Raw genomic sequence first — 22,344 nt, forward strand, 5'->3', positions numbered from 1 at the left:
TAAATTTAATATTATTTCCAGTTTTCCAAAACTCCGTCGATCACACCATAAATTTGTGCTTCCGAAGGAGTAAGCCAAAGATCCCTATCCGTATCCCTTTCCACAACTTCTAATGGTTGGCCGGTTCTTTCGGAAACGATACGATTGATCTCCTTCTTATCCCTTTCGATCATAGAAGCAAAAATCCCGATATCGGTTGCCTTTGCCTGGTAAGTTCCTGGAACATGAGGTTGATGTAACATGATCCTACTGTGAGGAAATGCGAATCTTTTACCTTTTGTTCCCGAAAGAAGAAGTAGAGCACCGAAACTTGCAGCGAGTCCCATACAAACTGTGCTCACATCATTCGGGATCAGATCCATAGTATCCAAAATAGACATACCTGAAGTGTTTGCGCCTCCTGGACTATTGATCACAAGAGTGATGTCCTTTTCCGGATCTTGATTAGAAAGGTATAATAAACGTTCTACGACATACTTTGCGGAAGAATCATCTACCTGCCCCCAAAGAAAAATTTTTCTTTCTTTGAGTTGGTTGTCCTCCATACGGAGTCCTGGAAATTGGATTGGTTCTACTAAAGTATCAGTCATTCTATTCTCCAATCAGGAAGCGATCGCCATAGGTCCATGTAGGACTTCCAACCAATCTTTTCTGTCCGATTTATTCAAAAGTTGTCTGCGTAATAATTCTCTACTTCTTCTTAAACGGTTTTTAAGATTACCGATTGGGATCCCTGTTTTTTCAGTGATCTCTTCGTAGCTCATCTCGCCGAAATATCTCAGGTTCAGAAGTTGTTTTTCTTCATTAGGAAGTTCTTCTAATGCTTCTAAAACTTCTGTTCTCCAAGTGTCTCCGGAACGAGGAGCGGCCTTGGTGATCTCAGGATTTAATTCGGTTCCAAGTAGATCTTTTTTTCTTAAGATACGATCCGAATGTTTCAGCACCAACCTTCTGAGTAAGAATGGAAATGCTTCCGGCTGCCTAAGAGAAGGAAGAACTTTCCAGGCTTCTAAAAATACTTCTTGGCTTAGATCCTCTGCCTTGGATTGATCTCGGATCCTTTTGATAGCCTGACTACTGACGTATTTTTCGAAACGGGTCATCAACTCCGTCCAAGCCGGTTCTTCTCCTTTGGAAGCTTCTGTGACTAGTACTTTAAAATCGCGCATATCTGTTAGAGGGTCCCAGTTTCCATTTTGGGGTGTACGGAACTAAACTATTTTTGCATTTTCGGAACTACTGACCATGGTCTAGAATTCAGAAGATTTTGCTTCGGAGTGTTATGTAGGAGTTCCTACAATCGTAAAAATGGGGGCGACTCCTGACTTTGTCAGGACCGGGCTCTTTGCTTCAATCAGCGAAGCACCATAACGAATTCTTTAATTTATAACTTTCCGACTTATAATGGTGCATCGCCGGATTTCCGCTGCGATCCCTGTCGCTATAGTAAGGTCGGGAGATCGGAGGATAAATGTAGGAATTCCTACGAGGATTTAGGAAGGAGGATTTCGTTGACGAAGGAAGGGTTTTGTGATATGGGGAAGGAGCTCTCCCACAAGCCACTCCCCCCAATCCCAATGCAGGGTGGGGGCCGTTTGTAAAAAAATGTTTTCGATCATACTTGAGCGAGTATCCAAAGTGGCCCACTCGTTTGATCTATCGATCACCGACTCGCAATGCGGTGGCCTTCTCGCTCCTATTGTCGCTGCGAAGGGGTGGGGGTTAACTTTATTTCATGTTGGAATTCCTACATGCGGTGTTCTCCGCGGGAAAGTAATGAGTAGGCTGAATTTATCAGGAGTAAATATAATTAAGAAATGATAATCAGCTCCGAACATAGACCTTGGCCAATTCCTAAAGTAGGCTGGAGAATGAAACAGATCTGGCATGATCTATTATTCATTCATTGGCCTTTGCCGATTTCTATGATCCGACTTTTCGTTCCTATACGTTTGGAAATTGATACTTTTGAAAACCAAACTTGGATTGGAGTAGTGCCATTTCATATGAGCGGGATCAGAATGAGAGGTCTGCCGATAATGCCAATAGCTTCTCGTTTTCCTGAGATCAACGTTAGAGTTTATGTTACTTTAGATGGAAAACCTGGAGTATATTTTTTCAGTTTAGATGCGGAGAGCTGGTTAGCAGTGAAAGTCGCGAGAGCATTCTATCATCTTCCTTATTATCTGGCGGATTTCGAGGTTACTGAAAAAGAAAATAGGATTTCGTATCAATCCCAAAGGACTTCTTCTAATGGTAGATTTTGTTTCCAGGCGGAATACGGACCGACTTCTGATGTCTTTCAGGCTAAGAAGGGAAGTCTGGATTATTGGTTAACCGAGAGATATTGTTTGTATGCTAATCATAAAAATTCTCTCTATAGATGTGAGATTTTACATGAGCCTTGGCCTTTACAAAAAGCAGATGCAAACATTATCCAGAATACAATGGCTGATCTAGAAGGGATCCGACTTCCGAATGTAAAACCAATATATCATTTTTCTAAAAAGATAGAAGTACTGACCTGGGATTTGGAAAAGGTTTAAGAAACAATTCTATTTCTAAATTCTATCCATTCGTTTGAAAGTCTGTCTGAAAAATCAGTATCTTTGTATTTCTCATAAAACTGTTTTTCTCCCAGATCCAAAAATGTTCCCGGGAAAATTTTTCCGCCGAGACGATTTTGAGCGGAAAGTTTACGGAACGTATCTGCCAAATCGTAAGGGCGGTTCGGCTCCAGATCGGACAGACATTCTGCTTTCATCCAGGAAAGTCCCAGATAAAAATACCCACCTGGTGCAAATTGGACATGGCCCTCTTCAAGGCTGAGTCTCCTGTATGTTGCATTTTCTGGGATTTTAGATAAGTATAATATACAATCGAATAGCTCTTTATCTTTTTCAGTCGGCCAAGGATTAAAGCCTGGCTCCGGAAAAAGGATAAAATCAGGATTTAAAACTAAGAAGTTATCTCGCTTGTTCCAAAAATTTTCGATCCCTGTGCGAATTCCTCCGCCAGTTCCTAAAATTTCAGGGGTTTCCAAGGAGAAGTGTAACTGAAAGTCTTGAAAACCTTTTAACTCTTCCTGTATCTTTTCTCCGAAATAATGCAGGTTTAGGATACCGTCAGTTATTCCCCAGGATTTAGCATGAAATAGAGAATAATAGATAAGAGGAATATTATTTATTTTTAAAATAGGTTTGGGAAGATTTTTTGTCCATTCCCCCATCCTGGTCCCGAAACCTGCACATGGAAAGAATGCTTTCATTTTAGAGTTTTTCCAAGAATCGAGTATTGTCTGATAATTCTTTTTTTAGTAGATGAAAGAATAAGAACAATTGGTCCGGAAAAAGTCCTACTTGTACGATCTCTAATAGATTATCTAAACAATTTAATACACTTTGTCTGTACTTGTCCTGTTTTTTCTCTGCCACAAGCATGAAATAAGATCCAAGCGCTTTATAGGATCTTTGCAAACATTGCAGATAATAACATTCTCTCGGCTTTTTAAATCTGTTATCGCTTAGTTTTAAGAATAATAGAAAAAGTCCCTGTCTCATTGCAAATGGGATCGGTCTATAAGCGTCATACAATAGGCTGGAAATATCATAAAACGGGGTTCCCATTCTTGCATCTTGGAAATCGATCAATGTTAGTTCCCCGGAAGCAGAGAGCATGATGTTTCGAGCGTGAAAGTCCCGATGGCAGAATACCTTTTCCTTATATTCCGCTAAAAAACCAGCGGACTCTTCCAAGAAAAAAACAACCTCCGGTCTGAGTTTGGTCTTCAGTTTGAACAACTCGGAGAATTTCATATATGAAGAAAATGTAAACTTATTCTCGAAATTTAACTTTTCATAGTCGAATTCACGAGTGGAAACCGGAGCCTCCGGCCTTGTCTTTTGAAGTGAGACCAATAATTCTAAAGATTTTACTAAGAAGGTCCTATATTCCGCATCGTCTTGGATGGAGCTTAGATCAGAGTCTCCTTCGTCCGAGAGAAGCATAAGCTTATTGAATACATCGGTCTTATATATTTTAGGAACCCTGAATCCGTGGTGTTCTAAAAAATGCCCTACTTCTTGGAAATCGTGTTGAAAAACTTGATCCTTACATAGGATCTTTGTGGCGCCATCAGGATATGTTGCACGATAATATCTTCGCGCAGACGCTTCCGGATTGAGTGAGTCAATTTTTTCCGGAAACTTTCCGTCTATCACAAGGAAGCGAAAATCTATCTCACTTAAAATTTCGTTCATAGCCACGTATGGCTAGTTCTACAATTTGTCCGGAAAGACCAAGCGGAATTCAGTGCCTTTTTCCGGCTCGGAATCGATTTCTATTCGAATGCCAAATACGTCAGCTATCTCTTTTGCTACGAACATTCCGAGCCCTGTACCTTGGCCTGTCTTTTTAGTAGTAAAGTAGGGCTGGAAGATCTTATTCAAAATATCTTTGCTCATCCCGACCCCGTTATCCTTGATCTTAACCATAGGATGATGATTTTTATCTCCAACAGAGATCTCTATTCTTCCTTTATTATCCGTAGCATCCGCAGAATTCAAAAAGATATTAGAGAATAAAAGACTCAGCTGGTCTGCGTTAGAATGTACTAATGTTTTATCAGGACTTCTCTCAAATACAATCTCACAATATTTTAAACGAGTGGTCTTTCTGAAAACCTCTATGACGGATTCTACTACTTCGTTTAGATCCAAGTCTTCTTTGTCTCTACCTGAATCTCCCGGTTTTCCAAGTTGTAATAAGTTGAAAGTTAGGTTCTTTAATTTTGTTATTTGGTTCCAGGTGACTGAAATTGCCTTATCTTTGATAGGCTCATCTGCATCAGGAAGTCTTGCTACTTCTATAAAGCCCTGTATGGCTGTGAGTGCATTATTGATCTCATGACCGATACTGGAAGCGATCGTAGTTAAGAATGCTCTTCTTTCCGCATCGATCAGTTTTTCAGAAATGATATTTTTTTGAGTAATATCTCTTGCGATCCCAGTATAATATGTTTTGCCGTTCAGTTCATATCTACATACGGAAATATCAAAATTGAATTTTTCTCCACTTCTGCTGACCAGTTCGGCGTTGTGTAATCTGGCGATATTATGATCGGATTTTCGGCTCATCAAATGAGTAATCCTTTCCATATACGCACCAGTATTTTCATCAGAAATTAGAAGTGTGATCTTTTGCCCTACAATTTCGTTTTCATCGTAACCGAAATTTCGGATAGTAGCTTCGTTTGCACCTCGGATAAGAAGATCCTCATCCAGTGTGATCACGCAGTCTCCCGTAGTTTCTAAAATTAAACTATTACGATAATTTAGGTCCTTGGATTGTTGCGCGAAGTGAGTCTTTTCACGGACTGCTTTTATAATCTTTTTGGATTTTCTATCTCTATCTTCTTTTTCCTTGCGGGCGTTTTCCAACGCAGCTAAGATGTTTTGTCTGCTTACAGGTTTCGAAATATAATCGAATACTCTATTTCTAAGAGCTTCTTCCGCAGTGTGAAGTTGAGGATTTCCTGTGATGAGTATGACTGGAATATTAGAATTATATTTTTTAATTTCTTTAGCGACTTCGATACCGTCTTTGCCGCCCATTAGAATATCGGAAATAACTATATCGACTGCATGATCTCTCACGATCGTCATTGCAGATTCAAAATCTTCTGCAAGAAAAACGTGATATCCTTCTCTAGAGATGACACGTTCTAAGGCGGTCCTGATTTCCGCTTCATCATCGATGATCAATACATTGGGATTTTTTTCCCTTATCATATAGTTTTAAAGAATAAGTTCATCATACCTTTCCTACAGGCACTCGGACGGTGACCTTTGTACCTTGTCCCGGATTGGATTCCAAATGAATAGTCCCGCCGTGATCAGTGATGATACGCTGAGAGATAGTCAATCCGAGTCCCGTTCCCTGTTTCGTTCTTCTGGTCGTATACAAAGGTAAAAATGCCTTTTCCGCGACTTCTGCGTTCATTCCGGGACCGTTATCTTGAATGGTAAAACTCACCATCTCTCCGTTCAAATATAATTCTTTTCGCGCAGAAACTTGTATCAATGGAATTGCCGGTTTATGTTCCATTTCGGAAATTGCGTTAACTGCATTTACTAGGCAGTTAATCAATACTTGTTCGATTTCTTGCCAAGCAACATGGATCTGAGGAAGTTCAGGATTAGTGACCCGCTTCAATTCGATTCCATTCTTTTTACAACTCACCTCGATAAGTTCACAGGCTCTTAAAAGAATAAAATATGGAGAAACCAATTCTTTCTTTCTCGGCGCTCTTCTTCCCAAATCTAAAAGACCTTTGATCAGATCTCTGATCCGCAAAGCGGCGCCTTCAATTCTCTTATATACCTTTTTTCTTTCAATCGGATCCGGATCTTCATGTTCTAAAAGATCTTCTAAGTATAATAAACTGGATTGAAGGGGATTGTTTACTTCGTGAGCGATACCCGCGGCGATCTCTCCGATAGATGCGAATTTTGCAGTCTCATACAATTGTCTGTCTAAGATCTTAGTTTGGGTCACATCGGAGAATATTAACATCGCGGCAACGGGAAAGTCTTGGTATTTTTTGAGCGGAAGGAACTTTATGGAAAAGTAATTTTCCTCTTCTCCCAATAATACCATGGAGAAATCTAAATAGGCCGCTCTTTGTGTGCGGATACATTCTTCTAATTTTACTAAAATACCTTTTTGGGCTTCTTCCGGGAAAAGGGAAGGGAACTCATCATCCACATCCACATTTAAAAATTGGAATAGGTAAAATTTCAGAATAGGGGCTACTTCTAAAACTTTTCCCTGAGGATCCAATATTACGATCCCATTATTCATGGAAGCGAATAGGTTTCTAAGTTTCATCTCGGAGGCGCGGATCAACTCTTCATTCTTCTTTTGCTCCGAAATATCTAAAAGAAGTAAAATTGTCCCGATCCTATTCCCATAATCATCTTTTAGGGAAGAAGATGCTAATAAAAATGGCACCTCATGTCTGCCTCGGATCGTGATCCTAGTCTCCGCTCTGGAGCCTAAAAGTATCATATCCATCGCTTCCGGTTCTAATTTTAGGAGTTCCCTTACTTGGACACCAATGATCTCTTCTTTAGAAATACCTAATAGAGCGCTGATATTATTATTCACATAAGTGATAAACCCTTCGTCATCTGTGGACAAAAGAGGAACTTCCAAAGAATTTAAGAGTGCTCCTTGGAATTGTAGAATTTTTGCGGTCTCTCTTCTTTGTTTTTCTATCCTTAAATATTGAAGCGAGGAAAGTAGATCTTCCACTATCTCGAAATATAGATAATTCTCCCCGGAATCGAATGCCATATTCTCTCTGGAAATGATCTGTATCCCACCGATAATTTTGCCTTCTTCCTTAATGATAAGGCTTAAGGATCTTCTGAAATCTTTTGCAACTAATGCTTCTTCCCATTCCGGATACACATTGGAGCCGAATTCATAAATATGAAATTGTTCCTTTCCATCCAAAAGAGTTTCGAAAGGAGATTTTGATTTTTTTTCTTCCCAAGCCGATTCTAAATTTTTTCTCCATTTAGAATCCAGGTCCGATTGGATTAAGATCTGATCGGTTCCATCTTCTCTTCTATAAAAACCCCAGACTAAACTATAATGAGGATTTTCTTTTAGAGTATCGCAGATCTTTTGGAAAAGTGTGCTCTCTGAACTTAAGCGAAGAGATCTTAAATTCAATTTTAGAAGGCGGAGAGTTCTTAAGATACTTTGCAAATAATATAATCTGAGTTCTATCTCTCTGATCTCTGATCTTTGGTAGATATGAAAAATTAAAGGTGAGTTTGGAGTTTCCGAGAAAGCGTTGATCGTGAAGTCGGCGAGTAGAAGTGACCCATTGCTCTTTCTTAAATTCCAAAGGAGAGAGATGCCTAATTCTTCTGCCCCATTTCCGTAATTTCCGATGCTGTCCGGGCGAGCTAGTAGATTGCTGAGGCTAAGGTTCTTTAGTTCTTCCGAATTGTAACCTAAGATCGAACATGCTTTAGGATTTGAGCCGAGTATATTATAACTTCCTGGCTCTAAGATTAGAATTCCTTCCTGGGCGGGAAAGAAGGCCTTTTCTAAGAGTAGAACTAATTCCCCGTTCTTCATGAATTGTATATAATATCGGAATTCCGTATCGTAAAATTGATTTGGATTCCTTGCTAGATTAGACTAGAGAGGGAATCATTGACCCAATCTATGGATTTTGTATACGAACTTTTTCTTCGAAATTATACCAGACAAAAAATTCGATTTATGGAGAAGGAGCTGGGATTTCAGCGCCTGCAACTTGACCTCGGTGGGCACAAAATTTTTTTCTTAAAGAGACCTTCTGCCCAAAGATCCGACAAAACTTTCTTTTTCATCCACGGACTTCTGGATTCTGCCACAGGTTTCAGAAGGTTGGCTCCTTTTTTACGAAATGACTTCAATCTTTTAGTTCCGGATATTCCTGGTTTCGGGTTAAGTCCTCTTCCTAAAGTGAAATATTTGTACCAAGTCGACGTATTTGCAGACCTTCTTTACAATTCGATCCGCAAACTCGCGTTAAACGATGTGGTTTTGGCCGGACACTCCATGGGGTCTTTGATCGCAATGATGATAGCAATTCGTGATTCTGAAAAAGAAAAAAGGATCCGGAGACTTGTGTTACTTGCGCCGGGTGGAATTCCTCATCCACAAAGAGACGAAATGAGAAAGTTACTTTTTCCCTCTAAAACGGAAGAGATAGAAAGGCTTCTCACAGCATTATATCAGGAGAATGTTCCGGAATTGGGCGGTATCGCAAAAAAAGCCCTGCTCAGTCAGTGGAATAATTTAGCACACCAATTCTTAACAGAGAATACCCTGGACAGAGAGAAGGAAATTTTCTTGGGCAAAAAACTTTCTGCAGTTTCGCAGAAGTCCTTGATCATCTCCGGAACAGAAGATCCGATCACAGATCCTCCAATGGTGAAAAAATTACATTCTTATTTAAAGAAAAGTAAATTGGTATGGATCCCGAACGCGAAACACGCTCTTCACATGGAAAGACCAAGAGAAGTAGCAGAAAGGATCAATTCTTGGCTTTGAAGATCGATATTGGTTAAGTTCCGCTCCTCGAATAGGGGAGAGGGATTGTGGCTAACCTAATGGAATAAATACTTTATTTGGAAATAAATTATTTATTATTAAAACATAATACACCTAATATTTATTCTTCTCTTCTGAAATTCTATCTATTAAATAAAAAAGACAGACATCTAAATTTAAAAAATGTGAAAAAATTTCGCATAATATTGTTACGGAAAATTCGTATCTGTCCTTGATCCGTACCTGATTTTATAAAATTTAAAAAAATCTTCCTCCCATCGTCTGAGTTTTTTGAAAAACGAATATAGAAATTAGAATCAAAAAACCGTAATACAAGGGGCCGGTTGGCGGATAGAAAATGGAAAAAGTTAAAATCGCTATAGTTGAAGACAATTTCGAGTTTGCTCATAACTGTGCAAACACTCTCTCTGTAATGGAAGAAGTGGATCAGGTTGAAGTATTTTCTTCCACCGAAGATCTATCACAAAATCACCGGGATAAATTTGATCTTGTATTTATGGACATTGTTCTTCCTGGAAAATCTGGGATTGATTATATAAAAGAAAGATCAGAGTTTGATAATGATCCAAAATACATTATGCTTTCCACGTTAGACACGGACGATGCTTTGTTACAGGCTATGAAGGCGGGTGCGGTTGGATTCGTTCTCAAAAAAGATCTGAAAGATATAAAAGAAGTAGCGAGGATGGTGATGAAAGAAGGAGGAATACTTTCTCCAGGCGCGGCAGCGAAAGTAATTTCTTTTTTCAGAAAACCTTTGATCAAAGAAACACATTCTTTAACTCCAAGAGAAAAAGAAATTTTGAATCATATCATCAACGGTTATAGAACTAAGGAGATAGCGCGTAACTTTGGAACGAAAGAAGGTACTGTCCGGATCCAGATCAAAAGTATTTTCAAAAAATTACAAGTGAACTCAAGGGTGGATCTGGTTCGCAAGTATTCTCGTTTCTAAAAATTTCACTAATCCAAAGTATCTAATTTTACTGTGACAGTTAGCATTAGTTTTTGCGACATGGAAAGATTAGTTTTATAGGAGTTCGTAATAAAAACTTAGCTAATTTAAAATAATAAGGAAACTTGCTTTCATCGGATTGTTACTAGTGTATGGTATACGACATGATGGAGATCCGAGAAACGGAATGGTCCGAAGCTCTGGCTCGTCTCGCTGTGGTAGTATCGACTTACAAACATGTTGGAAGTACTACAGACCAAGTCTTTCTGGCTTGCGAGTCATTATGGGCGGATTGGGACGACTTCGAGCCTACTGGGCCTGATTGGCTGCAAGGTTTCGAGGAATCCATGGATGAGGGAGAAATGCAATATGCTGCAACCTCCTTTTCACAAGTAAGATCCTTGTTGAGAGAAAAATTAGACGAAGTTAATCATACATTCGAGAACGGAGATGATTCTGCGATAGGTGGTTTGATCTTAGAATTGTCTGACGGAATATATTCTTTATTAAACGGACCGGAAGAACCGGATAAAACTGTAGAATCTATACTCATAGAAGCAGAAAAACTTTTAGAAATACTTTTAGAGTCCAATGATCTCAAATTCCCTGAAGATGAAAATTTATCTTCTATCGATTTGGAACTGATTTCTGATCTAGGAGAAAGGGAAATTTTAAGAGAATTGATCTCTGCATTTGAATCAGCAGTAGAATCCAAACAAAACGGAAAAGCGTTATATCTATTGATGTCCAGGATCTTTATAGTTCACTGGAGTTTTTATAGATTGAGAGTGGCTTAATTATAAATTTCTAATTTTATCCGCGCTTTCTTTTTACATCCGCCGATAATCTAATATCTTCTCTTAAATTTTCTGCCTCTTGTTGGGAGATCCCCACTTGATCTAACATGAATGTTTCGAATTTTTTTCTCCAAATTTCCAGATCTTCTTCTCCATTTAGTTTTGGAACGTAAAATGGTTCCGAAATAAAGAACTCTGCTTTTGAGAATAATTTTGGGACTGGTGTCCTATCCCAACTTTGTACAATCCTATAATGATCATATTTAGCATAATAAGATAAGATCGGAAATCCGGTCATGGAAGCTAATTGTATGATCCCTGGTTTGAGGGTGTAAACTGGGCCAGTGGGGCCATCAGGAGTGATCAGGCTGATACTTCCTTTTTTGGCATCTTGGACCAAAGCCTTTAATGCAGCAGCTCCTCCTCTTTTGCTAGAACCTCTTTTGGGTTTCATGCCAAAATGTGAGATTACTCTAGTGGCTAATTCTCCGTCCTTGGATTGAGAAGCCATGGGGACCACTTCTAAACCGTAACGTTTTACATAAAATTTATATGTGAAATCAATGACGAATGGGATTTGATTATGCCAAAGTGCTAAGAGGAATCCATGTCTTTGGAGAAGTAACTCTTCCGCTTTTTTCGGGACATGTATTTCAGTCCAACGAACAGTCATATAAATAATTTTTAATATTGTAGTGGCGATGAAGGAAGAAACCGCGATCTTCATGATCGATTTCTTCCTTGGAAAAAAGGTAATAAAAAGAGCCAGATAGAGGATAGTGCAAGCCCCACACTTTCTTTAAACCCTTCGGAATCAAGATCCGGCTTAGGATTGTCTAGGAAATTATAGAATCCCCAAACAAAATACCCTATACCGATCGATTTCCCGATACCTGCGATTAAGATCCTTCTGCCCGGATCATGAAAGAAAGAAGACCATTCCGTCGAATACAAGAGACTTACCGTTAAATAAGTCGGGATCCAAACTTGTGGTTCCGACTTAATATAACTTAGACCTGCAAATACGATCCAGGTAATTACGGTTAGAAACCTAAAAAAACCGGATAGTTTCTTTTTCATGGCTTTAAGGTAGAATTTTCCCCGGATTCAAAAGATTTTTAGGATCTAAAGCCTTCTTGATCATTCTCATTACTTCTATCTCCGCAGTAGAGCGAGAAAAATGTAAAAAGTCCTTTTTCAAAAGGCCAATCCCATGTTCCGCACTAATTGATCCATGATGTTTTTGTAATAGTTCAAACATGGAAGGATCTACTTTTTTACACTGAGAGAAAAACTCCGCATCGGAAAGATCCTTAGGTTTTACTATATTTAAGTGAAGATTTCCATCACCAATATGGCCGAAAAGTGCGATCTCAAAACCAGGATATTTAGAGGAAAGTAAAGACTGCATATCATCCAAGAAAGGATTCATATTTCGAAGAGGGAGGGATATATCGTTTTTATGAACTGTGTAATCTATAGAAATAGATTCGCTGATACCTTCTCTATACTTCCAAAAGGTTTCCGCTTGTCTGGAGTTTTGAGCTAAACTTCCATCTGTAACATAACCTTTTTCCATAATGGTTTCTAAAAAGGAGAATAGTTTTTCATCGTCGGATTCTTCAGTGATCTCGAATTCCATTAAAACATAGTACGGACTCACTTCCGAAAATGGATCAGGAACATGTAAGTGATCCATCACCTTGTCCAAACAATATTTGGTCAGAAACTCGAATGCCAGAATAGGTAAGGACATATTGTGAGTTTCTTTAAATAATTCTAATATAGAAGGGAAATCAGGAACCGCTGTGAAAAGTATACGATTGTCTGCAGGCTTTTTGGTTAGTTTTAAAGTACATTCGGTGATAATCCCCAATGTCCCTTCGGAACCTATGAATAGATGTTTAAGATCATAACCTGTATTGTTTTTCAGGATCTCACCGTTAAATTCCAGGATCTCTCCTGTTCCTGTAACTACTTTCAGACCCAAAACCCATTGGCGGATCAATCCATAGTGAACTACTCTGACCCCACCTGCGTTAGTCGCTATGTTCCCGCCTATATGAGAGGAACCTGTGGCTGCAAAATCTACAGGGAAATAAAAACCTCGTTCTTCCGCTTCTTTGTGCAGATTTTTAGTGATCATTCCTGCTTGTACGGTTAAGGATCCGAAAAATGGGTCAAAATCCAAAACCTGATCCATCTTTGTGAGAGAGATCACTATTTCCCCTGATTTAGCTACTGCTCCACCTGCGTAACCGGTTCTTCCTCCGGACGGAACGATCTTTATATCGTTCTCGAACGCGAATTTTACAATTTCTGAAACTTCTTGGGTATTTTTAGGGAATGTTAGAATTTCGTAATCCGGAACATATACTTTTGTTCTGTCTGTTCCGAAAGAAAGGAATGTCGCCTGATCCATTTGGGTTTCATCTTTGAAAAAAACCCTTTCTTCTCCCAACAGGGATTTGAGTTTGTTTTTATTATCTTGGCTAATACTCATATTTATTCCGTGAAGTTCATTCTTTCGATCTGGCTATCCACAGGCTTCTCGCCTTCCACTCTTTCTCTTTTACGATAGATCCCATCCGAAGAAAGTAGTCTGGCTTTTACATTATCCCTGATCTGAACATCTAAGATCTTTTTGATCCTATCCTTATTCTTCGCATCTAATATAGGAAATAATACCTCGATCCTTCTTTCGAAGTTTCTAGGCATACAGTCCGCAGAAGCGAGGAAAATACTTTCTTCTCCGCCTGAAAGGAAATAATAGATACGTGTATGCTCTAAAAATCTACCTACGATGGATATCACTGTAATATTTTCCGAGATTCCAGGGAGGCCAGGTTTTAAACAACAGATCCCTCTGATAATCAGCTCAATGATCACTCCAGCTCGACTAGCATTATACATTGCTAATATAATATGAGGATCAACTAAGCTGTTCATTTTGAAAATGATACGTGCAGGTTTTCCTGCTTTTGCATTTTCGGTCTCTTTTTCGATTAGAGCTAAAAAGACGGTCTTTAGATTATGCGGAGAAGCAGCCAGCTTGTTCAAGTATGGCATCTTAGCATAACTGGTGATCGTATTAAAGATTGTAGAAACATCTTCGGTAATATCTTTGTTTACTGTGAAAAAACTTAGGTCGGTATAATATTTACTGGTTGTGGAGTTATAATTTCCGGTCCCAAGATGTACATAACGTACTAGATGTTCTTCCTCTCTTCTTACGATTAGAAGCATCTTACTATGGATCTTGAGTCCTACTACTCCATATACTACGTGAACCCCTCTTTCTTCCAATTTCTGGGCCCATTTGATATTTCGTTCTTCGTCGAACCTTGCTTTTAACTCTACAAGTACTGTGACCTGTTTTCCGTTTTCTGCGGCCTGTCCTAAATATTGGATAATAGGCGAATCCCCACTTGTCCGATATAAGGTCATCTTGATCCCAAGAACTTTCGGGTCCTCGCTGGAAATCCTAAGTAGATCTTCGATTGCGCCGAAAGATTGGTAAGGGTGATGCAATAATCTATCTTTCTTTTTGATAGCGTCGAAAATTTTCTCAGGAGATTCGAATTTGAGAGTGGTCTTCTGTTGGAAGAATGTATATTTGAACTTGGAAGTATGCTCCAAACCGTAAAAATACATTGTATCACTAATATTTAATATAGAGGATACATCGAAAATTTCATGGTCTTGCAGTTCCATGAGTTCTTTTAAAGTATTTCGTACGAAAGAAGAAGTCCCTTCGTAAATGTCCATCCTGACCGCGTCTCCCCAGATACGGTTCCGGATCTCTTTTTTCATAGTGATGAGTAGGTCTTTTACGGAAGCTTCTTCGTCTATGGAGATGTCTGCGTCCCTTAAGATCCGGAAAGGATATACTTCTTTTACCGTCATTCCATAGAATAAGTCATCCACATGCAGCTTGATGATCTCTTCCAGAGGGAAAAATCTTCTAGTCTTACCTTCTCCCTTGAGTTGTAAGAACCTTGGTAATACGGATGGCACTTGCACTACCGCGAACAGATCTTTTTTAAGTCCTGTTTTTTCATCGTCCGCAGTGAGAACGATCGCTAAGTTTAAGGATTTATTAAGTATATGAGGAAATGGGTGAGACGGATCTATAGAAAGTGGAGTTAAGATCGGAGAAACATCTTCTTTATAATAATGTTTGATATCTTCTATTTCATTTTTATTTAATTCATCAGGATTTAAGATGAGATGGATCCCATTCTCTTTCATCTGTTCCAGGGTTTGGTTCAATGTTTCGTATTGAACATTTACGAAACTTCTTACCTTATTGGATAAGTCGGTTAAGATCTCAGAAGCCCTTTGGCCGTTCAGACTTTTTTCGTCGTTCCCTTCGGCTAATATATTTCGCAAACCTGCGACTCGAACCATATAGAACTCGTCCAAATTTGATTCAGTGATACATAAAAATTTCAGACGTTCGAGAAGAGGATTTTCAGGATCGTTGGCTTCTTCTAAAACCCGTTTGTTAAAATCCACCCAGGAAAGTTCTCGATCAAAAAAGATATCGGAGTTACCGATATGGATCGGTCCCTTGTTTCCATTTCCTCCACTTCCTAAGGTTTGGGTTTCGGGAGATTTGATCTTTTGGGCCACTGATTTAGTCCTACTTTCTTCTGGTTTAAAATGGACGGGTCGAGAGTCAAGTCTGCTTTTCAGGGCCAAGGAAGCGGAAGATCCTCAGATAAACCGCTCCTATTTGATTTTGTTAAACTATCAGTTTTCCTACTTTTCTTTCATCTACCAGATAAGGATTTTGAATATCTTGAGATTTAGAGATCCAAACCTTTCCAGTTTTGGGACAGATAAAAGAATAGAATTCAAACTTGGGTGCTATTTCTTTTAAGGAAGAACATAATTCCGAATATAAGAATTCTTGCTCTTCTCTTGAGCCTGCCTTTTCCAATAATTCTGCAAAGGTCAATGACTTAGCATATTTGATCCTTTCTTCGAATGAACTTTCTTTGGCTCTACGGATCATACCGGAGAGTCCTTTCGGATTTGTTCTTTTATCATTACCAGAAAGTAATTGTTCATGAAATACTGTAAGTCTTTGGAATAATCTCAACTCGGACGATTCCGCAGCTATCGGAGCGGAAACTGAAACCACGGAGGCCGCGGCTATATATGCGAATACGTTGCGCATAAAATTCTCCTATATTATAAAAATTAAATATATGCGGAGAATTTTCTAAATAATAAGTCGGATCGTGTATAAATTGGAATCGAAGGCTGAAATATGTAAGGGCGCTTCCGAATCATAAAAAGAAAGTGTAGATGCGGAACGCGCGAATAAACCTAAACTTTTCCAATAAGCGGATGTATCCTTGCTTTCTATTCTTTCGGACTCTTTTTCTAAGGCGACTAAGGTAGAAAGAACAGAATGGGAAAGTTCTAATTGAAAACTTTGTTTAGAATGTTTTGTCCCGAGAAAAGAAGTCACCGTTCCGTTAACAGAAACTGCGAACGAAAAACAGAATACAACTAGTCCAATGAAGGCCCGAGCAAACATTTAAATTTGGACCATAGATCTAAGAGAAGGGTTTCCATTTTCTTTTGAAGTAACCAGAATGTTTTCAAATTTTAATATGTATTGACCTAATCGGATCATTGCTCAAAATTTCAGCATGATTGATCCAGAATACTGTGTCGCTATGGCAGAATACAATCGTTGGCAAAACAAATCCTTACTAAATGTTTCTGAAAAATTGAAACCAGGTGAATTGGAAGAAGATAAAAAATTATTCTTTGGTTCGATGGCAAAGACATGGAATCATATCATCATGATGGATCTTTCCTGGTTGGATAGATTTCATTCTAGGCCCATCCAAAAATTGGATTTCCAAGAGATGCAATTTTCCAATCTGACAGAACTCGAAAAACTTAGGACTGAATTAGATTCGACGATTTCGGAATGGGTAAAAATCATTACCTCAGAGTGGCTGACAAAGGATCTGAAGTTTTACAGTTACATGTACAAAAAGGAGATTACATTGCCGATCTGGCTTTTGATCACTCATTTTTTCAATCATCAGACCCATCATCGCAGCCAAATCTCTACTGCATTATTACAGAGCGGACTGGATTACGGAGTCACGGATATTCCTTGGAATCCTTTTTATCCAAAATCAAAATAATTTATTCGGTAAACAAATGAAACAGATCTTTGCATTCTTTTTGATATTCATCTCTATTTCGGTTTGGAATTGTGCCTCGGTAGAAAAGGTAGAGCCTCGTAAAATAGAGAAGGTCATGAAAGTCCATGCGGGAGGAGGTCTTCGTTTGAGGATTTCTCCTAATATAGAAGCTAAAAAAATAGATTTGGTCCCGGATGGTGACGTAGTCGAAACTTTCGGTGAGACTGGAGAAATAGAGATCCAGGATGGCAAACAAGGCCGTTGGGTCAAAGTGAAGTGGAAGAAAAAAGAAGGATACGTGTTTGGCGGATTTTTAGAATTTATTAACGTCAAATAACTTTATATTTTTTGAATATTCTCCTGACTTAAGGAATTCCATTGAGAAGATTAAGAAACCAATTTATAGATATTATTTCATTCCAAAATGCGTCCGGTTATTTTGCTGCGATTACGTTCTTCGTGAGTTTATTCTCCTTATTGATCGATCCTAAGATCGGTGTATTAACTCCGGACATGCTTGATGGCGGAAGATGGTGGAATGCAGGATTATTTGTTTTTCATCTACTTTCTCCCGCCGAGATCCAAGCCGGAACTTATATGCCTTGGATATTTTTGGCCTTCTACACCTATCTTGTTTTTTCTGTGGGTAAAATTTTAGAAGAGGATATGGGTTCTCTTCGATTTAATCTATTTTTGTTTTCTTTAATGTTCTTCATTACAGTCGGCGGAGTTCTCTCTCTCTATTACCCATTGTTTGTAGAAACTAAGATGATCTATGATTGTCTTTTATTAGCTCTTGCGATCCGTATGCCTAATTTGGAATTTTTCATCATACCTATTCGAATGAAATGGATCGGGATCGCTTTATTTATTTATCTTTTCTGGGAAAGAGGGGATGAGATGAGAATGTTCAACTCTATCCTACCTTGGGCAGGATTATTTTTCGGATTCTCCAGCTTACTTTTATTTTTCGGAAGGGACATCTTAGGAACCAAGATCCGGGAACGCAAAACTTCCAATTGGAAAGCCAAACAGGCCGAAGTATTCACAATTCATAAATGTTATGTATGTGGAACGACTGAGGCTACGGATCCTCTATTGGAATTCCGTTATTGTGTAGATTGTGAAGATAAGGAATATTGCGAGAACCATCTTCATAATCATACACATTCTTAAGAGAACTTAATTTTATCCCTTAAGCACGGTTTTTGCATTCTTTAAGTTTATAATTTATTCAATTTTTATTAAACCGGATTGACTTTCTTTAGGTAAGATGTGAAATTTTCCGGCACTCCAAAATTCTCTCGGGCCGAAGGGGAATTTTGTAGGAAAAACCTTCCGTGAATTTGATCGTCTACTGGTTTGAAGAATTATTCGCCTCCCTCCCTTTGTCCTTCCTGGATATCTGGGGAAGATTTGGCTATATAGTCGGGATATTTTTAATGATCTGTGCCTACGGAGGTTTTACTTTTAAACCCGGAGGCAAATTCGGTTTTGGTAGGCAAAAACAAAGTTGGGATACTCAGGCTTTTTTAAGTATCCCATTCACTTTCGTTTTCATTTTTATCACAGGTTATATAGGTTCCTTTATTGTTTTGGTTCCAGGGGCTCAGACATTCGAGTCCTTAAAAGACCTAACTGTTTTTCTTTGTATCCTTTTATTCGGTTATCCTGCACTTCTCGCAGTTCCTTTTGCGTATGGGCTTTCGGATCTGATAGAAGGTGTTCCTCCTGATTTTTTATTCGATTGGCTTTTAGGTTATTTTATCAACCCTTCCTGCTTCTGGGTAGCGTACCAGTTGATTGGAAGAGATCCCGATTTCAAAAAACTGAAAACCTGGGGATTATATTCTATTTTCGTAATTATCTTCATGAGTATAGAACCTCAACTCTGGGGATATATCTGTTCGGAACAATTCACTCCAGAGATCTCTTACCATAATATCACCCCTGCCTTATTCTTTACTACCGGAGTGACCTGGGTCGTTGCTCCTTTTGCGATGTTGGTCGTACTACCCATTGCTAAAAAATACGGATTATTTTGGGCCGAAATTCCAGGCCATACCAGAGAACTGATCTTAAGTTATAAAGAATGGTACTGGCAGGAAGAAAAGTTCGGAAAAGACGGAATTCCTTTGGGACAAGGACTTCCGATCCGGATGTTCTTGGTCACTCCATTCATTCTTTTAGTTCTGATTATGGTGGCTGCAACTGCGTATCTGACTTTGAAAAGTTCGGAAGCCGCATCAGGTAAACTTGCTTCCCGATTACACCAAGAGATTTCGGAGAATATTAATCTTAGGCTGGATGATCATCTCGCTCGCTCTACTCAGAAAAAGCCGGAAGAGATCTCTCTTCTATTAAAAAACACGAATATAGCGAGGCTTGGCAGGGCTTTTATTGTAGATCGAGAAAACAAGGTAATTGCTTCTTCAGATTTCCGTTTTAGCAATTCGGGACTTGCAAGAGAAAGTGAGGATCCGGTAATACGAAATTCCATTCTTTCCGTTCTGAAAGATTATGGAGATCTGTATTCGGTTAGATCGGTATTTCAGTTTAGATTTGATATTGTAACTGCCAAACCTGTTTCCAGAGAGACTTGGCTTACTCAGGTTACTCCGTACAGGGATAATACCGGAAAATACGATTGGATAGTGATCACTGCAATGCCTGCTTCTTACTATCTTGAAGGTGTACAGATCGGGAATAGTGAATCCGCAAAAGTATTCGCCGTTGCTCTCACTCTTTCTCTTTTGATTGCGGCATTTCTTGCAGGAATTGTTACATCACCAATTCGTAATATTTCCAGAGCGACTAGGGCGATGGCGGAAGGGGATTTCTCCCAAAGGGTTCCTTCTAGTAAATTAGAAGAGATTGGCATACTTGCATTTTCTTTTAATCATATGGCGGAGCAGTTACAAGAAGCTTTCCAGAAAACCAAGGCCAGCCAGGAACAATACAGAGATCTTGTGGATACAACCCCAGGTGTTGTTTGGGAAGCGGATGCAGTCACTTTTAATTTCACGTTTGTGAGTAAGCAGGCGGTCGATCTGCTCGGATATTCAATTGAAGATTGGAAAACGCCAGGTTTCTGGGCGGATCATATCCATCCGGAAGATAGAGATTATGCCGTAAATTATTGCGTAGCCTGTACTGGGAGATTAGAAGCTCACGATTTTGAATATAGGTTCTTAAAAAAAGACGGAACTGTCATTTGGCTGAGAGATATGGTGAAAGTGATCGCCGAGGGAAATAAGGAAAAATGGCTACGCGGAGTGATGGTGGACATCACTGAACGCAAAAATTTCGAAGAGAAGTTTTTAGAAAGAAACAGATTTATCGAATCCATTCTGGATATAAGTCCGGATATATTATATATTTACGATATAGCTAACAAAAAGAACGTATACAGCAATATTGGTGTAGAAAGGTTATTGGGATATTCTGTAGAAGAGATCCAAGCCATGGGGGATTCTCTTTTGAGATCACTTATGCATCCTGATGATTTTCAGGTTTATTTAACCAATATTATCCCGAAATATCTAAACGCGTTAGATAGGGATGTGATTGAACATCAATATAGAATGCATCATAGGGATAAGAAATGGCGATGGTTCGTTTCCAGGGAATTGATCTATAAAAGGGATCAGGAAGGAATTCCAACTCAGATCTTCGGTATTTCCAATGATATTACTAAGAGTAAGGAAGCTGAAGAAACGATTCTGGATCTGAATGCGAATCTGGAGAAAAAGATCGATCAGAGAACTGAAGAATTAAAAAGAACGAATGAAGATCTGAAAGAATCTTTGGAATACCAAAAGAAGATGTCCAAAGAGCTGAATGAAACACAAAGCCAACTTCTTCTTTCCGAAAAATTGGCCGCATTAGGCCAGCTTGCTGCGGGGATGACTCACGAGTTAAATACTCCTCTTGGTGCGATCGTTTCCTCAAATCGTGCGATTTTAGATATTTTATACGAAGAGATTAAGGAAATACCCGACCTTCTTCTTTCTTTAAGTAAATCAGAAGTAGAAGATTTCAAGTTCCTGTTAGATGAAAGTTTAAAGGAAATTTCCCAAGCCGAGATCTTGCCGAATCGTTCTTTAAGAAGAGAACTCGTAAGGGTATTCAAAGAGGCTTCCGTTCCGGATCCTGAGAATGCGGTAAATATGATCTTAGAATTAGGGATCCATAGATTGGGTGAAAAACTTCCGGATCTTTTGAAGACCGAAAATTCCCTGAAAATATTGGGAGCGGTTTCTTCTATAGCTTCTATTGTAAGATTTAGTAATGTGATCTCAATAGCTACAGGAAAGGCTTCTTATGTAGTCGATGCTCTGAAAAATTATCTGAACCCTGGAACGCATAACGGAGATGAGGAGCTCGTCCCTGTCGATATTGAAGTTGAATTGGAAACAATCATCGCCCTATATCATAATAAGATCAAATACGGGGTAGAAGTAGTTACACATTACCGGACTAATGAACTTTGTTTGGGAGACCCTGATAAGCTAAATCAAGTGTGGATCAATCTATTAAATAATGGATTGCAGGCCATGAACTATAAAGGTAAAATCGAAATTTCGATAGAGAAAAGAGAATCTTGGATTATAGTTTCTTTCACCGATTCCGGTTCCGGAATTTCGAAAGAGATCCAAGACAAAATTTTCGACCCATTCTTCACTACAAAAAATCCTGGAGAAGGTATCGGTCTAGGTCTAGACATTTGCAAAAAGATCATAGAGAAAATGGGCGGAAAAATAGAGTTTGAGAGTGAGCCTGGACGCACTAGGTTCGAAGTTTGGCTGAAACCGGCAAACCGTAAAAAAGAGGAATCTATTGGAAACTGAAAGATCACAGAATGCGATCCTTTGCGTGGATGATGAGGCGATCATTTTAATTACCTTGCAAAAGGAATTAAAGAAGCAGCTTGGAAATTTATTCCAGTACGAGACTGCTTTAAATGCAGAGGAAGCTATGGAAGTTATAGATGATCTAGTTGGCGCCGGTGTGAATGTGATCTTGATCCTTTCCGATTGGTTGATGCCGGGGATAAAGGGAGATGAGTTCTTAATTTTAGTTCACCAAAAGTATCCTAAGATCCGATCTATTTTGATCACTGGGCATGTAGATGCCGCTGCGGTGGACAGGGTTAAAAAAGAAGCAGGGACTTATACAGTGATCCCAAAACCTTGGGATGTGAACAAACTAATGGATGCTGTTCGAGTTTGTTGTAATTTGAATTAGAGCGAACGTTACGAAAATCTCCTCAGAAAAC

The 22,344-nt window shown here is 39.0% G+C and carries 21 protein-coding genes; 9 read left to right on the plus strand and 12 right to left on the minus strand.

All coding sequences use genetic code 11. The features are described 5' to 3' along the window. Positions 1-11: 11 nt before the first annotated feature. Together EHO65_RS09605 and EHO65_RS09610 are read right to left on the minus strand one after the other, a co-directional pair. Complete coding sequence (locus EHO65_RS09605) at positions 12-590, minus strand: ATP-dependent Clp protease proteolytic subunit (protein WP_135773884.1); 579 nt, start codon at positions 588-590, stop codon at positions 12-14. Between the two features lie 12 nt (positions 591-602). Beyond that, positions 603-1,169 (minus strand): RNA polymerase sigma factor, encoded by a 567-nt coding sequence (locus EHO65_RS09610; protein ID WP_100721878.1) that lies wholly within the window; start codon positions 1,167-1,169, stop codon positions 603-605. A 648-nt stretch (positions 1,170-1,817) separates the two neighbouring features. Here EHO65_RS09610 and EHO65_RS09615 point away from each other — a divergent pair. Continuing rightward, positions 1,818-2,546, plus strand: a complete 729-nt coding sequence (locus EHO65_RS09615) for a YqjF family protein (protein WP_135773885.1) — start codon at positions 1,818-1,820, stop codon at positions 2,544-2,546. On the opposite strand, the gene EHO65_RS09620 is transcribed toward EHO65_RS09615, so the two are convergent. The 4 genes from EHO65_RS09620 to EHO65_RS09635 are packed head-to-tail and all read right to left on the minus strand — an operon-like array spanning position 2,543 to position 8,154. Next, positions 2,543-3,268 carry an NTP transferase domain-containing protein gene (locus EHO65_RS09620; RefSeq protein ID WP_135773886.1) on the minus strand — a complete coding sequence of 242 codons (726 nt, stop codon included), beginning with the start codon at positions 3,266-3,268 and terminating at the stop codon, positions 2,543-2,545. The two genes, EHO65_RS09615 and EHO65_RS09620, sit on opposite strands and share 4 nt — an antisense overlap. Position 3,269: 1 nt before the next feature. Continuing rightward, positions 3,270-4,259 (minus strand): phosphotransferase, encoded by a 990-nt coding sequence (locus EHO65_RS09625; RefSeq protein WP_135773887.1) that lies wholly within the window; start codon positions 4,257-4,259, stop codon positions 3,270-3,272. 18 nt (positions 4,260-4,277) lie between these two features. After that, positions 4,278-5,789, minus strand: a complete 1,512-nt coding sequence (locus EHO65_RS09630) for a hybrid sensor histidine kinase/response regulator (RefSeq protein ID WP_135773888.1) — start codon at positions 5,787-5,789, stop codon at positions 4,278-4,280. A 22-nt stretch (positions 5,790-5,811) separates the two neighbouring features. Then, positions 5,812-8,154: an ATP-binding protein gene (locus EHO65_RS09635; protein WP_135773889.1), complete on the minus strand. Its 2,343-nt coding sequence runs from the start codon at positions 8,152-8,154 to the stop codon at positions 5,812-5,814. Positions 8,155-8,244: 90 nt separating this feature from the next. On the opposite strand from EHO65_RS09635, the gene EHO65_RS09640 reads away from it, so the two are divergent. The 3 genes from EHO65_RS09640 to EHO65_RS09650 all read left to right on the plus strand — a co-directional run bounded on the left by EHO65_RS09640 (position 8,245) and on the right by EHO65_RS09650 (position 10,890). Beyond that, positions 8,245-9,117 carry an alpha/beta fold hydrolase gene (locus EHO65_RS09640; protein WP_135773890.1) on the plus strand — a complete coding sequence of 291 codons (873 nt, stop codon included), beginning with the start codon at positions 8,245-8,247 and terminating at the stop codon, positions 9,115-9,117. 358 nt (positions 9,118-9,475) lie between these two features. Next, on the plus strand, positions 9,476-10,093 hold the full coding sequence (locus EHO65_RS09645) for a response regulator (RefSeq protein ID WP_135773891.1): 618 nt from the start codon (positions 9,476-9,478) through the stop codon (positions 10,091-10,093). Positions 10,094-10,257: 164 nt separating this feature from the next. Then, positions 10,258-10,890, plus strand: a complete 633-nt coding sequence (locus EHO65_RS09650; RefSeq protein ID WP_135773947.1) for a hypothetical protein — start codon at positions 10,258-10,260, stop codon at positions 10,888-10,890. A gap of 16 nt (positions 10,891-10,906) precedes the next feature. Here EHO65_RS09650 and EHO65_RS09655 read toward each other — a convergent pair whose 3' ends face one another. The 6 genes from EHO65_RS09655 to EHO65_RS09680 form a co-directional block, all read right to left on the minus strand. Then, positions 10,907-11,617 (minus strand): lysophospholipid acyltransferase family protein, encoded by a 711-nt coding sequence (locus EHO65_RS09655; RefSeq protein ID WP_135773892.1) that lies wholly within the window; start codon positions 11,615-11,617, stop codon positions 10,907-10,909. Next, positions 11,614-11,970 carry a hypothetical protein gene (locus EHO65_RS09660; RefSeq protein WP_135773893.1) on the minus strand — a complete coding sequence of 119 codons (357 nt, stop codon included), beginning with the start codon at positions 11,968-11,970 and terminating at the stop codon, positions 11,614-11,616. Before EHO65_RS09660 ends, EHO65_RS09655 begins: the two co-directional genes overlap by 4 nt. A gap of 4 nt (positions 11,971-11,974) precedes the next feature. Further along, a complete protein-coding gene (locus EHO65_RS09665; protein WP_135773894.1) occupies positions 11,975-13,393 on the minus strand; it encodes an FAD-binding oxidoreductase in 1,419 nt (472 codons plus the stop codon). 2 nt (positions 13,394-13,395) lie between these two features. Further along, positions 13,396-15,513: a polyphosphate kinase 1 gene (gene ppk1, locus EHO65_RS09670; protein WP_244243495.1), complete on the minus strand. Its 2,118-nt coding sequence runs from the start codon at positions 15,511-15,513 to the stop codon at positions 13,396-13,398. Between the two features lie 124 nt (positions 15,514-15,637). After that, on the minus strand, positions 15,638-16,075 hold the full coding sequence (locus tag EHO65_RS09675) for an LIC13259/LIC11441 family protein (protein WP_135773896.1): 438 nt from the start codon (positions 16,073-16,075) through the stop codon (positions 15,638-15,640). Between the two features lie 45 nt (positions 16,076-16,120). After that, a complete protein-coding gene (locus EHO65_RS09680; protein WP_135773897.1) occupies positions 16,121-16,441 on the minus strand; it encodes a hypothetical protein in 321 nt (106 codons plus the stop codon). A gap of 115 nt (positions 16,442-16,556) precedes the next feature. Here EHO65_RS09680 and EHO65_RS09685 point away from each other — a divergent pair, with 115 nt between their 5' ends. The 5 genes from EHO65_RS09685 to EHO65_RS09705 all read left to right on the plus strand — a co-directional run bounded on the left by EHO65_RS09685 (position 16,557) and on the right by EHO65_RS09705 (position 22,313). Further along, positions 16,557-17,066 carry a DinB family protein gene (locus tag EHO65_RS09685; protein ID WP_135773898.1) on the plus strand — a complete coding sequence of 170 codons (510 nt, stop codon included), beginning with the start codon at positions 16,557-16,559 and terminating at the stop codon, positions 17,064-17,066. A 16-nt stretch (positions 17,067-17,082) separates the two neighbouring features. Then, entirely contained in the window at positions 17,083-17,403 is a 321-nt protein-coding gene (locus EHO65_RS09690) for an SH3 domain-containing protein (protein WP_135773899.1), read from the plus strand. Between the two features lie 41 nt (positions 17,404-17,444). After that, a complete protein-coding gene (locus EHO65_RS09695) occupies positions 17,445-18,242 on the plus strand; it encodes a hypothetical protein (protein ID WP_135773900.1) in 798 nt (265 codons plus the stop codon). A gap of 164 nt (positions 18,243-18,406) precedes the next feature. Then, positions 18,407-21,916, plus strand: a complete 3,510-nt coding sequence (locus tag EHO65_RS09700; protein ID WP_135773901.1) for a PAS domain-containing protein — start codon at positions 18,407-18,409, stop codon at positions 21,914-21,916. Then, positions 21,906-22,313 carry a response regulator gene (locus EHO65_RS09705; protein ID WP_135773902.1) on the plus strand — a complete coding sequence of 136 codons (408 nt, stop codon included), beginning with the start codon at positions 21,906-21,908 and terminating at the stop codon, positions 22,311-22,313. The genes EHO65_RS09700 and EHO65_RS09705 overlap by 11 nt, the downstream gene beginning before the upstream one ends. The last annotated feature ends 31 nt before the right edge of the window (positions 22,314-22,344 follow it).

The organism is Leptospira andrefontaineae, assembly GCF_004770105.1.
Lineage (GTDB): Bacteria > Spirochaetota > Leptospiria > Leptospirales > Leptospiraceae > Leptospira_B > Leptospira_B andrefontaineae.

Coding starts and splice junctions, on each gene's coding strand:
- EHO65_RS09635 (WP_135773889.1), bottom strand. CDS start 8,154: ATGAAGAACGGGGAATTAGTTCTACTCTTAGAAAAGGCCTTCTTTCCC.
- EHO65_RS09675 (WP_135773896.1), bottom strand. CDS start 16,075: ATGCGCAACGTATTCGCATATATAGCCGCGGCCTCCGTGGTTTCAGTT.
- EHO65_RS09685 (WP_135773898.1), top strand. CDS start 16,557: ATGATTGATCCAGAATACTGTGTCGCTATGGCAGAATACAATCGTTGG.
- EHO65_RS09630 (WP_135773888.1), bottom strand. CDS start 5,789: ATGATAAGGGAAAAAAATCCCAATGTATTGATCATCGATGATGAAGCG.
- EHO65_RS09645 (WP_135773891.1), top strand. CDS start 9,476: ATGGAAAAAGTTAAAATCGCTATAGTTGAAGACAATTTCGAGTTTGCT.
- EHO65_RS09660 (WP_135773893.1), bottom strand. CDS start 11,970: ATGAAAAAGAAACTATCCGGTTTTTTTAGGTTTCTAACCGTAATTACC.
- EHO65_RS09650 (WP_135773947.1), top strand. CDS start 10,258: ATGATGGAGATCCGAGAAACGGAATGGTCCGAAGCTCTGGCTCGTCTC.
- EHO65_RS09605 (WP_135773884.1), bottom strand. CDS start 590: ATGACTGATACTTTAGTAGAACCAATCCAATTTCCAGGACTCCGTATG.
- EHO65_RS09615 (WP_135773885.1), top strand. CDS start 1,818: ATGATAATCAGCTCCGAACATAGACCTTGGCCAATTCCTAAAGTAGGC.
- EHO65_RS09640 (WP_135773890.1), top strand. CDS start 8,245: ATGGATTTTGTATACGAACTTTTTCTTCGAAATTATACCAGACAAAAA.
- EHO65_RS09655 (WP_135773892.1), bottom strand. CDS start 11,617: ATGAAGATCGCGGTTTCTTCCTTCATCGCCACTACAATATTAAAAATT.
- EHO65_RS09610 (WP_100721878.1), bottom strand. CDS start 1,169: ATGCGCGATTTTAAAGTACTAGTCACAGAAGCTTCCAAAGGAGAAGAA.
- EHO65_RS09680 (WP_135773897.1), bottom strand. CDS start 16,441: ATGTTTGCTCGGGCCTTCATTGGACTAGTTGTATTCTGTTTTTCGTTC.
- EHO65_RS09625 (WP_135773887.1), bottom strand. CDS start 4,259: ATGAACGAAATTTTAAGTGAGATAGATTTTCGCTTCCTTGTGATAGAC.
- EHO65_RS09690 (WP_135773899.1), top strand. CDS start 17,083: ATGAAACAGATCTTTGCATTCTTTTTGATATTCATCTCTATTTCGGTT.
- EHO65_RS09665 (WP_135773894.1), bottom strand. CDS start 13,393: ATGAGTATTAGCCAAGATAATAAAAACAAACTCAAATCCCTGTTGGGA.
- EHO65_RS09620 (WP_135773886.1), bottom strand. CDS start 3,268: ATGAAAGCATTCTTTCCATGTGCAGGTTTCGGGACCAGGATGGGGGAA.